This is a genomic window from Citrobacter sp. wls717, from assembly GCF_005280955.1.
Lineage (GTDB): Bacteria > Pseudomonadota > Gammaproteobacteria > Enterobacterales > Enterobacteriaceae > Citrobacter > Citrobacter werkmanii.
On record NZ_SZWW01000007.1, the window covers coordinates 320,058 to 335,762 of the forward strand.

General features: G+C 54.0%; 12 protein-coding genes, 1 pseudogene and 1 other annotated feature. Of the genes and pseudogenes, 10 read left to right on the plus strand and 3 right to left on the minus strand.

Annotated elements, in window-relative coordinates; translation table 11 throughout:
• The first annotated feature begins 20 nt into the window (after positions 1-20).
• The 8 genes from FDX09_RS06250 to hemH all read left to right on the plus strand — a co-directional run bounded on the left by FDX09_RS06250 (position 21) and on the right by hemH (position 8,187).
• Positions 21-398: a DUF454 family protein gene (locus FDX09_RS06250; RefSeq protein WP_038638360.1), complete on the plus strand. Its 378-nt coding sequence runs from the start codon at positions 21-23 to the stop codon at positions 396-398.
• A 194-nt stretch (positions 399-592) separates the two neighbouring features.
• Entirely contained in the window at positions 593-1,144 is a 552-nt protein-coding gene (gene apt, locus FDX09_RS06255) for an adenine phosphoribosyltransferase (RefSeq protein WP_006685676.1), read from the plus strand.
• Between the two features lie 117 nt (positions 1,145-1,261).
• The gene (gene dnaX / locus FDX09_RS06260) at positions 1,262-3,190 is read left to right on the plus strand and encodes a DNA polymerase III subunit gamma/tau (RefSeq protein WP_085047621.1); all 1,929 of its coding nucleotides are present in this window, start codon (positions 1,262-1,264) and stop codon (positions 3,188-3,190) included.
• Positions 2,523-2,587 (plus strand) — a sequence feature (DnaX frameshifting element). It overlaps the preceding gene by 65 nt.
• A gap of 57 nt (positions 3,191-3,247) precedes the next feature.
• Positions 3,248-3,577, plus strand: coding sequence for a YbaB/EbfC family nucleoid-associated protein (locus tag FDX09_RS06265; protein ID WP_003021764.1), 330 nt, complete (start codon positions 3,248-3,250; stop codon positions 3,575-3,577).
• A complete protein-coding gene (gene recR, locus FDX09_RS06270; RefSeq protein WP_003021767.1) occupies positions 3,577-4,182 on the plus strand; it encodes a recombination mediator RecR in 606 nt (201 codons plus the stop codon). Before FDX09_RS06265 ends, recR begins: the two co-directional genes overlap by 1 nt.
• Before the next feature lie 110 nt (positions 4,183-4,292).
• A complete protein-coding gene (gene htpG, locus FDX09_RS06275) occupies positions 4,293-6,167 on the plus strand; it encodes a molecular chaperone HtpG (RefSeq protein ID WP_085047620.1) in 1,875 nt (624 codons plus the stop codon).
• Between the two features lie 231 nt (positions 6,168-6,398).
• Positions 6,399-7,043, plus strand: a complete 645-nt coding sequence (adk, locus tag FDX09_RS06280) for an adenylate kinase (protein ID WP_003021773.1) — start codon at positions 6,399-6,401, stop codon at positions 7,041-7,043.
• 181 nt (positions 7,044-7,224) lie between these two features.
• Positions 7,225-8,187 carry a ferrochelatase gene (gene hemH / locus FDX09_RS06290; protein ID WP_137346929.1) on the plus strand — a complete coding sequence of 321 codons (963 nt, stop codon included), beginning with the start codon at positions 7,225-7,227 and terminating at the stop codon, positions 8,185-8,187.
• Here the strand turns inward: hemH and aes are convergent.
• A pseudogene (aes, locus tag FDX09_RS06295) lies at positions 8,184-9,120 on the minus strand (acetyl esterase). The gene hemH and the pseudogene aes sit on opposite strands and share 4 nt — an antisense overlap.
• A gap of 151 nt (positions 9,121-9,271) precedes the next feature.
• Between aes and gsk the strand changes: the two are divergent.
• Positions 9,272-10,576, plus strand: coding sequence for an inosine/guanosine kinase (gsk, locus tag FDX09_RS06300; RefSeq protein ID WP_038638375.1), 1,305 nt, complete (start codon positions 9,272-9,274; stop codon positions 10,574-10,576).
• A gap of 89 nt (positions 10,577-10,665) precedes the next feature.
• Here the strand turns inward: gsk and ybaL are convergent, their stop codons facing one another.
• Positions 10,666-12,345: a YbaL family putative K(+) efflux transporter gene (gene ybaL, locus FDX09_RS06305; RefSeq protein ID WP_042310032.1), complete on the minus strand. Its 1,680-nt coding sequence runs from the start codon at positions 12,343-12,345 to the stop codon at positions 10,666-10,668.
• Positions 12,346-12,570: 225 nt separating this feature from the next.
• Complete coding sequence (locus FDX09_RS06310) at positions 12,571-13,791, minus strand: MFS transporter (RefSeq protein WP_038638381.1); 1,221 nt, start codon at positions 13,789-13,791, stop codon at positions 12,571-12,573.
• Positions 13,792-13,965: 174 nt separating this feature from the next.
• Here FDX09_RS06310 and ushA point away from each other — a divergent pair, with 174 nt between their 5' ends.
• The gene (gene ushA, locus FDX09_RS06315; protein WP_038638383.1) at positions 13,966-15,618 is read left to right on the plus strand and encodes a bifunctional UDP-sugar hydrolase/5'-nucleotidase UshA; all 1,653 of its coding nucleotides are present in this window, start codon (positions 13,966-13,968) and stop codon (positions 15,616-15,618) included.
• Positions 15,619-15,705 lie beyond the last annotated feature (87 nt).

Below are 15,705 nucleotides of genomic sequence, written 5' to 3' on the forward strand. Positions count from 1 at the left end.
CTGTGTTAAGTACTCATATTATGCAACGCATTATTCTAATCATCATTGGCTGGCTAGCGGTAGTATTAGGAACGCTGGGCGTGGTATTGCCGCTATTGCCCACGACGCCATTTATCCTGTTGGCTGCCTGGTGTTTTGCCCGCTCATCGCCGCGTTTTCACGATTGGCTGCTGTATCGTTCGTGGTTCGGCGGGTATCTGCGCCATTGGCAAAAACACCGCGCGATGCCGCCGGGCGCAAAGCCGCGCGCTATTTTGCTGATATTGATTACGTTTGGTATTTCACTGTGGCTGGTCAATATGATGTGGGTACGCGGCCTGCTGCTGGTTATTCTCGCCTGTTTACTGATTTTTATGTGGCGGATCCCGGTGATTGATGAAAAACAACAAAAGCAATAAAGCGCAATAATCGCTGTTGCAATTGTCGCTCACAGCCAGTAAATTCGACCGTTTTCGAGCACAGGCGCAGGTGGTCAAAGGTTAAGCAAATGTAACCCTGGCCCTTAATATAGACACAAAATCATTCAAGACACGTCGAGGATGAAGTGTATAGTGCGCCGTGAAGTAATACCGAATTAATCAGGCACAAACTTATGACCGCGACTGCACAGCAGCTTGAGTTTCTCAAAAATAGCATCAAAAGCATCCACGACTACCCAAAACCGGGCATTCTTTTTCGCGATGTCACCAGTTTACTGGAAGACCCGAAAGCCTACGCCCTCAGCATTGAATTGCTGGTTGAACGCTACAAAAATGCGGGTATCACTAAAGTGGTTGGCACCGAAGCGCGTGGCTTCCTGTTTGGCGCGCCGGTAGCATTGGGTCTGGGCGTCGGCTTTGTTCCGGTACGTAAACCCCGCAAGCTTCCGCGTGAAGTGATCGCCGAGAGCTATGAGCTGGAATACGGCACCGATCAGCTGGAAATCCACGTTGATGCCATCAAACCGGGCGATAAGGTACTGGTTGTGGACGACCTGCTGGCAACCGGCGGCACGATTGAAGCCACCGTGAAACTGATCCGCCGTCTGGGTGGCGAAGTGACCGATGCTGCTTTTATCATTAACCTGTTTGACCTGGGCGGCGAACAGCGCCTGGAAAAACAGGGGCTGACCTGTTATAGCCTGGTTCCGTTCCCGGGCCACTAATTTAGCTATCTCATCTCGGCTGAAGTGATACCGAGACACACAACCTCGCCGTCGCTGCGAGGTTGTGTTAGCATTATCCTCCTGTGAATCCACCCTCCAGCCTTTCAGAGCCTGCCAATGAGTTATCAGGTCTTAGCCCGAAAATGGCGCCCACAAACCTTTGCTGACGTCGTCGGCCAGGAACATGTGCTGACGGCACTGGCGAACGGCTTGTCGTTAGGGCGTATTCATCATGCTTATCTGTTTTCCGGCACCCGTGGCGTCGGGAAAACCTCTATCGCCCGTTTGCTGGCGAAGGGACTAAACTGTGAAACCGGTATTACCGCCACGCCGTGCGGCGTGTGCGATAACTGCCGTGAAATCGAGCAGGGGCGTTTTGTCGATCTGATTGAAATCGACGCCGCCTCACGCACCAAAGTCGAAGACACCCGCGACCTGCTGGATAACGTCCAGTACGCGCCTGCGCGCGGTCGCTTTAAGGTCTATTTGATCGACGAAGTGCACATGTTATCGCGCCACAGCTTTAACGCCTTGCTGAAAACGCTCGAAGAGCCGCCTGCACACGTTAAATTCCTGCTGGCGACCACCGATCCGCAGAAGTTACCGGTGACTATCCTGTCGCGCTGTCTGCAATTCCATCTTAAAGCGTTGGATGTTGAACAGATTCGCCATCAGCTTGAGCATATCCTCAAACAAGAGCATATCGCCCATGAGCCACGCGCGTTGCAACTGCTGGCTCGCGCCGCGGACGGCAGCCTGCGCGATGCGCTGAGTCTTACCGATCAGGCGATCGCCAGCGGTGATGGTCAGGTGTCGACCGACGCGGTGAGCACCATGCTCGGCACATTGGACGATGACCAGGCGCTCTCGCTTGTTGAAGCGGTTGTCGCGGCTGACGGCGAACGCGTTATGACGTTGGTGAACGACGCCGCCGCGCGGGGTATTGAATGGGAAGCGCTGCTGGTTGAGATGTCGGCTTTGCTGCATCGCATTGCTATGGTACAGCTTTCGCCCGCCGCGCTCGGCAGCGATATGGCCGCCATTGAACAGCGTATGCGCGAACTGGCGCGAATCGTTCCGCCAACTGACATACAGCTTTACTACCAAACCCTGTTAATCGGGCGCAAAGAACTGCCGTATGCGCCGGACAGGCGAATGGGCGTCGAAATGACGCTACTGCGTGCGCTGGCTTTTCATCCGCGCATGCCACTGCCGGAGCCTGAAGTCCCGCGCCAGTCGTTTGCCCCCGTCGCGCCGACTGCGGTGATGACCCCGACGCAAGTACCTCAGCAGCCTGCGCCAGCGCAACAGCAACAGAATGTGCCGCTCTCCGAGGCCACCAGCCAGGTGCTGGCGGCGCGCAGCCAACTGCAACGCGCTCAGGGAGCAACCAAACCAAAAAAGAGTGAACCGGCAGCCGCTTCCCGCGCGCGGCCGGTGAATAATGCTGCGCTGGAAAGACTGGCCTCGGTGTCGGAGCGTGTTCAGGCGCGTCCGGCCGTCTCTGCGCTGGAAAAAGCGCCGGCGAAGAAGGAAGCGTATCGCTGGAAAACGACCAATCCCGTAGCCGAAGTTAAAGAAGCCATTGCCACGCCGAAAGCGTTGAAAAAAGCGCTTGAGCATGAAAAAACGCCGGAACTGGCGGCAAAACTGGCGGCAGAAGCCATTGAGCGCGACCCCTGGGCTGCTCAGGTGAGCCAGCTTTCGCTGCCTAAACTGGTGGAGCAGGTGGCGCTTAATGCCTGGAAAGAAGAGAATGGCAACGTGGTTTGCCTGCACCTGCGTTCCTCGCAACGGCATCTTAATTCCAGCGGCGCGCAGCAAAAACTGGCCGAAGCATTGAGTACCTTAACGGGGTCAACGGTTGAATTGACCATCGTTGAAGATGATAATCCTGCGGTGCGCACGCCGCTGGAGTGGCGTCAGGCCATTTATGAAGAGAAACTCGCGCAGGCGCGAGAGTCGATTATTGCGGATAATAACATTCAGACGCTGCGTCGTTTTTTCGATGCAGACCTGGACGAAGAGAGTATTCGCCCCATTTGATCGTCAGCCTGATGGTTGGACGGTCGTCATCCCTTAACGTGATTGAGAGAGAAGCCTATGTTTGGTAAAGGCGGTCTGGGTAACCTGATGAAACAGGCCCAGCAGATGCAGGAAAAAATGCAGCAGATGCAGGAAGAAGTCGCCAAGCTGGAAGTGACCGGCGAATCTGGCGCGGGTCTGGTAAAAGTGACCATCAACGGCGCGCACAACTGCCGTCGCGTGGAGATCGATCCAAGCCTGCTGGAAGACGACAAAGAGATGCTGGAAGACCTGGTCGCTGCGGCATTCAACGACGCGGCGCGTCGCATTGAAGAGACGCAGAAAGAGAAGATGGCTTCTGTTTCTTCCGGAATGCAGCTGCCGCCTGGCTTTAAGATGCCGTTCTGATGCAAACCAGCCCGCTGTTAACTCAGCTTATGGAAGCACTGCGCTGTCTGCCGGGCGTTGGCCCGAAGTCTGCGCAGCGCATGGCGTTCACGCTACTTCAGCGCGATCGCAGCGGCGGGATGCGTCTGGCGCAGGCGTTAACGAAGGCGATGTCGGAAATCGGCCACTGTGCCGATTGCCGCACCTTCACAGAGCAGGATGTCTGTAATATCTGTTCGAACCCGCGTCGCCAGGAAAACGGTCAGATCTGTGTGGTGGAGAGTCCGGCGGACATCTATGCCATTGAGCAAACCGGCCAATTTTCTGGACGTTACTTCGTGCTGATGGGGCACCTGTCACCGCTGGACGGTATTGGCCCTGATGATATCGGGCTGGATCGCCTTGAACAGCGACTGGCGTCTGAGCAAATCAACGAACTGATCCTCGCGACCAATCCCACGGTCGAAGGAGAGGCGACCGCCAACTATATTGCTGAGCTTTGCATGCAGTATGGCGTTGAAGCCAGCCGTATCGCCCATGGCGTACCGGTCGGCGGCGAGCTGGAAATGGTCGACGGCACCACGCTGTCGCACTCTCTGGCCGGGCGTCACAAGATTAAATTCTGAACAAACGGAGGCCGCGACGGCGGCTTCCGCTTGAAATCCTTCGCGCTTGTCCCCATTTCACCCTCAACGTGTTTTTACCATTGAAAATGGCATTGTTGAGGTAGATCTACATGAAAGGACAAGAAACTCGTGGTTTTCAGTCAGAAGTAAAACAGCTTCTGCATCTGATGATCCATTCTCTGTATTCCAATAAAGAAATCTTCCTGCGTGAGCTCATCTCTAACGCCTCGGATGCGGCAGACAAGCTGCGTTTCCGCGCACTGTCTAACCCGGACCTGTACGAGGGGGACGGTGAACTGCGTGTGCGTGTTTCCTTCGATAAAGATAAGCGTACGTTGACCATTGCTGATAACGGCGTGGGGATGAACCGTGATGACGTCATCGATCATCTGGGGACCATTGCGAAATCCGGCACCAAATCTTTCCTCGAATCCATGGGCTCCGATCAGGCGAAAGACAGCCAGTTGATCGGTCAGTTCGGGGTTGGCTTCTACTCGGCGTTTATCGTGGCCGATAAAGTGACCGTACGTACCCGCGCGGCGGGCGACAAACCTGAGAACGGCGTGTTCTGGGAATCTGCGGGCGAAGGTGAATACACCGTTGCCGACATCACCAAAGACGATCGCGGCACCGAAATCACTTTGCATCTGCGCGAAGGCGAAGACGAGTTCCTTGATGACTGGCGCGTACGTTCCATCATCAGCAAATATTCCGACCATATCGCGCTGCCGGTAGAGATCGAAAAATCCGAAGAGAAAGACGGCGAGACCGTGGTTTCCTGGGAAAAGATCAACAAGGCGCAGGCGCTGTGGACGCGTAACAAGTCGGAAATCAAAGATGACGAGTACAACGAATTCTACAAGCATATTGCCCACGACTTCACTGACCCGCTGACCTGGAGCCACAACCGTGTGGAAGGTAAGCAGGAGTACACCAGCCTGCTGTACATTCCGTCGCAGGCGCCGTGGGATATGTGGAACCGCGATCACAAGCATGGTCTGAAACTGTACGTTCAGCGTGTGTTCATCATGGACGACGCCGAGCAGTTTATGCCGAACTACCTGCGCTTTGTGCGCGGCCTGATAGATTCCAACGATCTACCGCTGAACGTTTCCCGTGAGATCCTGCAGGACAGCACCGTCACCCGTAACCTGCGCAGCGCGCTGACCAAACGCGTGTTGCAGATGCTGGAAAAACTGGCGAAAGATGATGCCGAAAAATACCAGACCTTCTGGAAACAGTTCGGCCTGGTGCTGAAAGAAGGTCCGGCGGAAGACCACGCTAATCAGGAAACTATCGCTAAGCTGATGCGCTTCGCGTCTACGCACACAGACTCCTCCGCACAGACCGTGTCGCTGGAAGACTATATCTCCCGCATGAAAGAAGGGCAGGAGAAAATCTACTACATCACTGCAGACAGCTATGCGGCGGCGAAGAGCAGCCCGCACCTGGAACTGCTGCGTAAGAAAGGCATTGAAGTGCTGCTGCTTTCTGACCGCATCGATGAGTGGATGATGAACTACCTGACCGAGTTCGACGGCAAGCCGTTCCAGTCCGTTGCGAAAGCCGACGAGTCCATCGATAAGCTGGCGGATGAAGTGGACGAGAGCGCGAAAGAAGCGGAAAAAGCGCTGACGCCGTTCGTTGAACGCGTGAAAACGCTGCTGGGCGATCGCGTCAAAGAAGTGCGTCTGACCCACCGTCTGACCGACACGCCGGCCATCGTCACCACCGATGCGGATGAAATGAGCACCCAGATGGCGAAACTGTTCGCTGCTGCGGGTCAGGCCGTACCGGACGTGAAATATATCTTTGAACTTAACCCGGACCACGTGCTGGTAAAACGCACGGCGGATACCCAGGACGAAACGCAGTTTAAAGAGTGGATTGAACTGCTGCTGGATCAGGCTCTGTTCGCCGAACGCGGCACGCTGGAAGATCCGAACCAGTTCATCCGCCGTATGAACCAGTTGCTGGTATCCTGATAGCCATCATCTAATGCCGGATGGCGCTAACGCGTATCCGGCCTACCATATCTTTTACTCGTAGGCCGGATAAGGTGTGTACACCGCCATCCGGTAATTTCACTCCTTATTTTCAATTTTCCCTCCATTAACCGTTTCAGCGTCGGGCGTCTTCCTTGAGCCAATTGCGTGATGGTGGTATCGTTTAGCGCTTTTTAAAAAATATCGACAACCTTTAAGGGGATTTTCGTAATGCGTATCATTCTGCTTGGCGCTCCGGGCGCGGGTAAAGGAACTCAGGCTCAGTTCATCATGGAGAAGTATGGTATTCCGCAAATCTCCACCGGTGATATGCTGCGTGCCGCCGTGAAATCTGGCTCCGAGCTGGGCAAACAAGCGAAAGACATCATGGACGCCGGTAAGCTGGTGACTGATGAGCTGGTGATTGCGCTGGTAAAAGAGCGTATTGCTCAGGAAGACTGCCGTAATGGTTTCCTGCTCGATGGCTTCCCGCGTACTATTCCGCAGGCTGACGCCATGAAAGAAGCAGGTATCAACGTGGACTACGTTCTGGAGTTCGACGTACCTGACGAGCTGATCGTTGACCGTATCGTGGGGCGTCGCGTACATGCTGCTTCTGGCCGCGTTTACCACATCAAATTCAACCCGCCTAAGGTTGAAGGTAAAGACGACGTAACCGGCGAAGAGCTGACCACCCGTAAAGACGATCAGGAAGAGACCGTACGTAAGCGCCTGGTGGAATACCATCAGATGACCGCGCCGCTGATCGGCTACTACTCTAAAGAAGCGCAGGCGGGTAACACCAAATACGCGAAAGTTGATGGCACTCAGGCTGTTGCTGACGTGCGCGCAGCGCTGGAAAAAATCCTCGGTTAAGTTTTAGCGCAGTCAATGCCGGATGGCGGTGTAAACACCTTATCCGGCCTATGATTTTTTTGTAGGCCAGATAAGCGCAGCGCCATCAGGCAAATTCACGTCTTACCTCTCGCAGCAATTAGTTCTTCTTCATCACTTTTCCGCTACAATTATCAACAATTTGAATCGATAAGAGGCGGTAATGCGTCAGACGAAAACCGGTATCCTGCTGGCAAACCTCGGCACCCCCGATGCCCCCACTCCTGAAGCTGTTAAACGCTACCTGCGCCAGTTTTTAAGCGATCAACGTGTAGTTGATACTTCCCGCCTGCTGTGGTGGCCGTTGCTGCGTGGGGTGATCCTGCCGCTGCGTGCGCCACGCGTGGCAAAGCTATACCAGTCAATCTGGATGGAAGAGGGTTCGCCGCTGATGGTCTACAGCAAGGCACAACAGCAGGCGCTGGCACAACGCCTGCCCAATACGCCTGTTGCGTTGGGCATGAGCTACGGCTCGCCTTCGCTTGAAAGCGCAGTCGACGAACTGCTGGCAAGTGGCGTTGAACACATTGTCGTGTTACCCCTGTATCCGCAATATTCCTGTTCGACGGTGGCGGCGGTGTGGGATGAACTCGCGCGCATCCTGGCGCGTAAACGCGGTATTCCCGGCATCTCCTTTATTCGTGATTACGCCGATGACAGCGCTTATATTGACGCGCTGGCAAAAAGTGCCCGTGACTCCTTCGCCAAACACGGCGAACCCGATTTACTGCTGCTCTCCTACCATGGGATTCCACAACGTTACGCCGACGAAGGCGATGACTACCCGCAGCGCTGTCGCGATACGACCCGTGAGCTGGTCTCTGCGCTTGGCCTGCCGCCGGAAAAAGTGATGATGACCTTCCAGTCGCGTTTTGGTCGCGAACCGTGGCTAACGCCGTATACCGACGAAACGTTAAAAATGCTGGCGGAGAAAGGGATTCGACATATCCAGGTTATGTGTCCGGGCTTTGCGGCAGATTGCCTTGAAACGCTGGAAGAGATCGCGGTGCAAAACCGGGAGATTTTCCTCGAGGCTGGCGGCCAGCAGTATGAGTATATTCCGGCGCTGAACGCCACACCGGAACATATCGAAATGATGGTTAAACTGACCGCAGCCTATCGTTAAAGTTGTGCTTTGAAGTAACGCGCGCCCTCCCGCAAGGCATCGTCGGCGGTTTTCATCATCCGCGAGTAGTGCAGGAAGGCGTGCAGCGTGCCGGGGTACATTTTGTACTGGCAGGGCTGCTGATGTGCCTGTAGCGTCTGAAATAATAAGCGGCTGTCGTCAATCAACGGATCGAACTCCGCGCCGGCGATAAAACACGGTGGCACGTCGCGCGTCAGGTCGTTATTGAATAAGCAATAATACGGTGACTCGCGATCGTCGGCGCTACGCAGGTACGCGTTTTCGTACATCTGCAGATCCTCCCGCGATAAACCATCCCACGCTCCGCCCATCAGCCGTCGGCTGGGCGAATCCTGCAGGCCGTAAAGTCCATACCACAGCAATATGCCAGCGACTTTGCCGCAGGCAATCTGTTTGTCCCGCAGCCACAACGCGCTGGCAAGCGCCAGCATCGCGCCAGCGGAATCACCGGCAAAACCAATATGATCCACATTCAAAGAATAGTCGCCCGCGTGTTGGTGATAATACTGACAGACGGCGACAATCTCCTCGATGGCTTGTGGGAAACGAGCCTCCGGCGAGAGAGAATAGTCGATGCCAATTACCGTGCACTGTGTGTAAAGCGCCAGTAAGCGCATAATGCGATCGTGAGTATCCAGATTACCAAGAATGAAACCGCCGCCGTGCAGATAATACAGCGTGGCCTGGCTATGGGGTTGCGGAGAATAAATTCGCGTGGCAACGGGGCCGCGCGCGGTAGAAATGACGCATTCTCGGGTATTCATCTGCGGGGCATCGGCATTCCACAATTGCCGTTCGTGGATATAGTGTTGGCGCTGGGCCACGATGTCATCGGCGGCGGGGAAAATTCACCACGGTTTTCATTTCGTCTGAAATTTCGTCGAGTACGGGGATCTTATTTTCCGGCTTCATAAACGCTCCTTGTGAAGGTGATTTATTGTAGAAATTCCCCCCGTATAAACTGCGATCCCATCGTCCGATATTGAAACTCAGCGCCGCATCGCATGCGTACAGGGGAATGTGCTACCATGCACCGCTCAGCTAATCACCCGTAAAATCGACCATGAAATTTCCCGGTAAACGTAAATCCAAACACTATTTTCCTGTCAGCGCGCGCGATCCGTTGCTGCAACAGATTCAGCCTGAAAATGAAACCAGCGCAGCCTGGGTGGTGGGTATCGACCAGACGCTGGTAGATATTGAAGCCAAAGTTAATGATGACTTTGTAAAGCGTTATGGATTAAGCGCCGGGCACTCTCTGGTGATTACAGACGATGTCGCCGAAGCGCTCTACCAGGAACTGGTACGTGACAATTTGATCACTCATCAGTTTGCCGGTGGAACTATCGGTAACACGATGCACAACTACTCCGTGCTGGCAGATGACCGCTCGGTGCTGCTGGGCGTGATGTGCAGCAATATCGAGATTGGTAGCTACGCGTACCGTTATTTATGTAATACCTCCAGCCGTACCGATCTGAACTATCTGCAGGGCGTTAATGGACCGATTGGTCGCTGCTTTACGCTGATTGGTGAATCCGGTGAGCGCACGTTCGCTATCAGCCCCGGACATATGAATAAGCTGCGGGCGGATAGCATCCCTGAGGCGGTTATTGCCGGGGCCTCCGCGCTGGTGCTGACCTCCTATCTGGTGCGTTGCGAACCGGGCGAGCCGATGCCGGAAGCGACCATGAAGGCGATTGAATATGCCAAAAAACACAATGTGCCGGTGGTTCTGACGCTGGGTACCAAATTTGTTATTGCCGATAACCCACAGTGGTGGCAGGCATTCCTGAAAGAGCATGTCTCCATTCTGGCGATGAATGAAGAAGAGGCCGAAGCACTGACCGGCGAGAACGATCCGCTGCTGGCGTCCGACAAAGCGCTGGATTGGGTGGATCTGGTGCTGTGCACTGCGGGTCCGGCAGGTCTGTATATGGCGGGCTTTACGGAAGAAGAAGCCAAACGTAAAACCCAGCATCCGCTGCTGCCAGGGGCTATTGCCGAATTCAACCAGTATGAATTCAGCCGCGCCATGCGCCATAAAGACTGTACTAATCCGCTGCGCGTGTATTCGCACATCGCACCGTATATGGGCGGGCCTGAAAAGATCATGAACACCAACGGCGCTGGCGACGGCGCGCTGGCGGCATTGCTGCATGATATTACCGCCAACAGCTACCACCGCAGCAACGTGCCTAACTCCAGCAAGCACAAGTTCACCTGGCTGACCTATTCGTCGTTAGCCCAGGTATGTAAATATGCTAATCGCGTGAGTTATCAGGTGCTGAATCAACATTCACCACGCCTGACGCGCGGTTTGCCAGAACGTGAAGACAGTCTCGAAGAGTCGTACTGGGACCGCTGAGTTCTGGCCCGATGGCGCTGCGCTTATCGGGCCTACTCTGGTGTGTGAATACGTAGGACGGATGGCGTAGCGCCATCCGGCACGTAATATTAACTGGCAGTAGCAACGTCGCCGGCAGGTGGCGTTTCAATCAGCTCCAGCATAGTGCGGGCGATTTCACGCTCGCCCATGACGACCTGATTGGCCCCGCGGTCGGTAATATATTCCACTTCATCGTCATAATGCGCGCGGGCGATAATCTCAATCGACGGGCACTTTTCGCGAGCGGAAGCGACGATTTCACCGGCTTCATAGCCGTTTGGAATTGTCAGCAGCAGCCAGCGCGCGCAATCCAGATGCGCCAGATTCATAATCTCTTCGTTGGCGGCATTTCCCAGCACCGCGCGGATCCCGCGCTCACGCAGTTCATCCACCCGCGTACGTGAGGTTTCGATAACCACCAGCGGAATCCCGGCAGCCATCAATTTTTCACCCAGCAGACTCCCGACGCGGCCAAAGCCTACCAGCAGGGCGTGATTGCAGATATCCACCGGAATTTGTTTCTCTTCTTCGATGGCTTCTTCCAGCGTCTGCTCTTCCAGCGTTTCGGTTTTCGCGAGATATTTTTCTAACACCGCGAACAGCACCGGATTGAGCATAATCGACAGAATAGCCCCCGCCAACACCAGATTTTGCCCGGCCTGCGGTAACAGGTTTAGCGCCATTCCCAGACCCGCCAGGATGAAGGCAAACTCACCAATCTGCGCCAGGCTGGTGGCAATGGTGAGCGCTGTACGTTGGGAGTGGCCAAACAGGCGCACGAGGAAATAAGCGGCAACGGATTTACCAAAGACGATAATCGCCAGCGTACCCAGTACCGCCAGCGGCTGCTGGATCAATATTAACGGATCAAACAGCATACCAACGGATACAAAGAACAATACGGCGAACGCATCGCGCAGCGGCAAGGTGTCATGAGCCGCACGGTGGCTCAGTTCGGATTCGTTCAGCACCATGCCAGCGAAGAACGCGCCCAGAGCAAAGGAGACATCGAACAATTCCACTGCGCCAAACGCGATGCCTAACGCCAGGGCAAGGACTGACAGAGTAAACAGCTCTCGTGAACCGGTGGCGGCGCTACGCGCCATGATCCACGGTACCAGGCGACGGCCAACCAGCATCATAATGGCGATAAACGCCACCACTTTACCAATGGTAATGCCCATATCGACGGCCAGCGATGCAAAGCCGACATCTTCTTTTTCCAGCATTCCGGCGACGGCGGGCAGAAGAACCAGCGTCAGCACCATCATCAGATCTTCAACAATCAGCCAGCCTATAGCAATTTGCCCGCGCTGGCTGTCAATAAGCTGCCGTTCCTCAAGCGCACGCAGTAGCACTACGGTACTGGCGGTTGAAAGACACAGTCCAAAGACGATACCCACCATTAGCGACCAGCCCATCACCGCTGAAAGCGCCATACCCAGTAGCGTCGCCACAGCTATCTGGGCAATCGCGCCGGGAATGGCGATGGACTTTACCGCCATCAAATCCTTCAAGGAAAAGTGTAGCCCCACGCCGAACATCAGCAGAATTACGCCAAGCTCCGCCAGTTCAGGCGCGAGTTTGGTATCAGCAACAAAACCAGGTGTAAATGGACCGGCCAGAACGCCCGCTAACAGATATCCCACCAGAGGAGAAATACGTAGTTTATTGGCAATCATGCCTAATATAAAAGCGAGCACAAGGCCGCCGACAATGGTGGTGATAAGCGGGGTGGCGTGATGCATTCCGTCTCCTTTGGTTGCTGTGTTGATCCTGAAAACCTAAATTCCGAGTAATAGTTTATGACAATTTTAATGTTTATGTTTATGAATAATTATTGAATTTTGATGAAAACGGGATTTTAGACGTAAAAAAGCACGGATCGGAAAACTACAGGGGTATGCGGGGAGTAAAGGCTGATGGTCTCTGTAAGTGAAGACGGCCAAAGTTTACTTTTGGCCGTCAGAAAATCAGGCTTTATGTCGGTTATCAGGTAAGAATATGGTCAGTATCCCCAGAAGAGGCAGGAAAGCACATATTTTATAGACCAAATCAATGCTGGTATGGTCAGCAATCAGCCCTAAAACCGCGGCTCCCAAGCCGCCCATGCCAAAGGCAAACCCGAAAAATAGCCCAGAAACCATGCCGATACGACCCGGAAGCAGCTCCTGCGCGTAGACCAGAATGGCAGAAAAGGCAGATGCGAGGATAAAACCAATGATCACGGTTAAAATCCCGGTCCATTCCAGAGTTGCATAGGGTAAAACGAGGGTAAATGGCGCTACGCCGAGGATAGAGCCCCAAATAACATATTTTCTGCCAATCTTATCACCTAACGGTCCACCAATTACGGTCCCGGCCGCAACGGCAAACAGGAAGGCAAACAGATGAAACTGGGCGTTTTGTACCGATAATCCGAATTTTTGCATCAGATAAAAGGTGTAATAGCTGCTGATGCTCGCCATATAGAAGTATTTGGAGAAAATCAGCACCAGCAGAATGCTAACCGCCAGTACCACTTTATTACGCGGTAATGGATTAACAACAGTGACTTTCGGTTTTCCTTTGCTCATCCGATGCTGCGCGGCATACCAACGGCTGATTTGCGCCAGAACCACAATCGCTAATAACGCGGCCAACACAAACCAGGCTACATTACCTTTACCATATGGCGCGATGATGACAGCCGCCAGCAAGGGCCCGAGAGAGCTACCGAAGTTGCCGCCAACCTGGAAAATTGACTGGGCGAGGCCATGACGACCGCCGGAAGCCATGCGCGCCACGCGGGATGACTCCGGGTGAAACACCGATGAACCCGTACCGACCAGCGCCGCGGCGAGTAATACCATATGGAAACTGCCTGCCATGGCCAGCAATACGAGCCCGCTTAGCGTGAAGCACATACCAATAGGCAGCGACCACGGCATTGGATATTTGTCCGTCCAGTAGCCGACAACCGGTTGAAGCAGCGAGGAGGCGAGCTGGAAGGTTAGCGTAATCATCCCGATCTGCATAAACGTCAGCGAGAACTCTGACTGCAAGAGCGGGTAAATCGCCAGGATCAGCGACTGGATCATATCGTTTAGCAGATGAGAGAGACTGATCGCCCCTAAAATGCCAAATGAGGTGCGTGCTTTAGCAACCGACGCTGACGCGCCAGCCACTGGCGGGGTTGGTTCACTTATTGCCATAGAAAGTCACTTCTGTTTGGGTTGCGATTATGAGGGTAATCTATTTTGTTATTATTACCTGCCTAACATACCTGCGGAAGGTGTTTGAAGGAAGTCTCATTTCTGAAAACATTTTCGACTATTATTTCATATCATTGTAATTTCAGTCGTTGATTTTGGCTCAGGGAGAGAAATATGAAGTTTTTAAAGCGGGGCGTGGCGCTGGCGTTATTCGCCGCATTTGCGCTGGCAGGTCAGCCTGCGCAGGCGTACGAAAAAGATAAAACCTACAAAATTACCATTCTGCATACCAACGATCATCACGGCCACTTCTGGCGCAGTGAATATGGGGAATACGGGCTGGCGGCGCAAAAAACGCTGGTGGACGGGATTCGTAAAGAGGTGGCGGAAGAAGGGGGAAGCCTGCTGCTGCTTTCCGGCGGCGATATTAACACCGGCGTACCGGAATCCGATCTTCAGGATGCGGAACCTGATTTTCGCGGCATGAACCTGATTGGCTATGACGCGATGGCGGTTGGCAATCACGAATTTGATAACCCGCTAACCGTGCTGCGCCAGCAGGAAAAATGGTCCAAATTCCCGTTTCTCTCGGCCAATATCTATCAGAAAAGCACCGGCGAGCGGTTGTTTAAGCCGTGGGCCATCTTTAAGCGTCAGGATTTAAAAATTGCCGTACTCGGTTTAACCACTGACGATACGGCGAAAATTGGTAACCCGGAGTTTTTCACCGATATCGAATTCCGTAAACCTGCCGATGAAGCCAAACTGGTCATCCAGGAACTCAATATGGGTGAAAAGCCAGACATCATTATTGCGACCACCCATATGGGGCATTATGACAACGGCAATCACGGCTCGAACGCCCCTGGGGACGTAGAGATGGCGCGTAGCCTGCCGGCGGGTTCGCTGGCAATGATTGTGGGTGGTCACTCACAGGATCCGGTGTGTATGGCCTCGGAAAACAAGAAGCAGGTTGATTACGTACCGGGCACGCCGTGCGCGCCAGATAAGCAAAATGGCATCTGGATTGTGCAAGCGCATGAGTGGGGGAAATACGTGGGCCGGGCGGATTTTGAGTTTCGTAACGGCGAAATGAAAATGGTGAACTACCAGCTCATCCCCGTCAACCTGAAGAAAAAAGTGACCTGGGATAACGGTAAAAGTGAGCGCGTACTCTACACCCCGGAAATTGCTGAGAATCAGCAAATGCTCTCGCTGCTGACGCCATTCCAGAATAAAGGTAAAGCGCAACTGGACGTGAAGATTGGTAGCGTCAATGCGCGCCTCGAAGGTGATCGTAGCAAAGTTCGTTTCGTACAGACCAATATGGGGCATCTGCTGTTGGCTGCGCAGATGGCGCGGACCAGCGCTGACTTTGGCGTGATGAGCGGTGGCGGTATTCGTGATTCCATTGAAGGCGGCGATATTACCTATAAGAGCGTGCTGAAGGTGCAGCCGTTCGGCAATATTGTGGTGTATGCCGACATGAGCGGGAAAGAGGTGATTGACTACCTGACCGCCGTGGCGCAAATGAAGCCGGACTCCGGGGCTTATCCGCAGTTTGCCAACGTCAGCTTCGTGGCGAAAGACGGTAAACTTAACGATCTGAAAATCAAAGGCGAACCGGTTGACCCGGCTAAAACTTATCGCATGGCAACGCTGAGCTTCAACGCCACCGGCGGCGATGGCTATCCGCGAATTGATAACAAGCCAGGCTATGTGAATACCGGGTTTATCGATGCGGAAGTGCTGAAAGAGTACGTGCAGAAAAACTCACCGCTGGATGCCAGTGCGTATGAGCCGAAGGGCGAGGTGAGCTGGCAGTAACAGGGCTATTTTGTTCGCCATTTTGAACGCGGGCAGTGCTCGGACAAAACTCACAGAGTTTTGAACGCCCATCAGGGCGGCCCGGAG

What these genes read in the sequence shown, in the direction of transcription:
- FDX09_RS06250 (WP_038638360.1), top strand. Translation starts at nt 21, where the DNA reads ATGCAACGCATTATTCTAATCATCATTGGCTGGCTAGCGGTAGTATTA.
- apt (WP_006685676.1), top strand. Translation starts at nt 593, where the DNA reads ATGACCGCGACTGCACAGCAGCTTGAGTTTCTCAAAAATAGCATCAAA.
- dnaX (WP_085047621.1), top strand. Translation starts at nt 1,262, where the DNA reads ATGAGTTATCAGGTCTTAGCCCGAAAATGGCGCCCACAAACCTTTGCT.
- FDX09_RS06265 (WP_003021764.1), top strand. Translation starts at nt 3,248, where the DNA reads ATGTTTGGTAAAGGCGGTCTGGGTAACCTGATGAAACAGGCCCAGCAG.
- recR (WP_003021767.1), top strand. Translation starts at nt 3,577, where the DNA reads ATGCAAACCAGCCCGCTGTTAACTCAGCTTATGGAAGCACTGCGCTGT.
- htpG (WP_085047620.1), top strand. Translation starts at nt 4,293, where the DNA reads ATGAAAGGACAAGAAACTCGTGGTTTTCAGTCAGAAGTAAAACAGCTT.
- adk (WP_003021773.1), top strand. Translation starts at nt 6,399, where the DNA reads ATGCGTATCATTCTGCTTGGCGCTCCGGGCGCGGGTAAAGGAACTCAG.
- hemH (WP_137346929.1), top strand. Translation starts at nt 7,225, where the DNA reads ATGCGTCAGACGAAAACCGGTATCCTGCTGGCAAACCTCGGCACCCCC.
- gsk (WP_038638375.1), top strand. Translation starts at nt 9,272, where the DNA reads ATGAAATTTCCCGGTAAACGTAAATCCAAACACTATTTTCCTGTCAGC.
- ybaL (WP_042310032.1), bottom strand. Translation starts at nt 12,345, where the DNA reads ATGCATCACGCCACCCCGCTTATCACCACCATTGTCGGCGGCCTTGTG.
- FDX09_RS06310 (WP_038638381.1), bottom strand. Translation starts at nt 13,791, where the DNA reads ATGGCAATAAGTGAACCAACCCCGCCAGTGGCTGGCGCGTCAGCGTCG.
- ushA (WP_038638383.1), top strand. Translation starts at nt 13,966, where the DNA reads ATGAAGTTTTTAAAGCGGGGCGTGGCGCTGGCGTTATTCGCCGCATTT.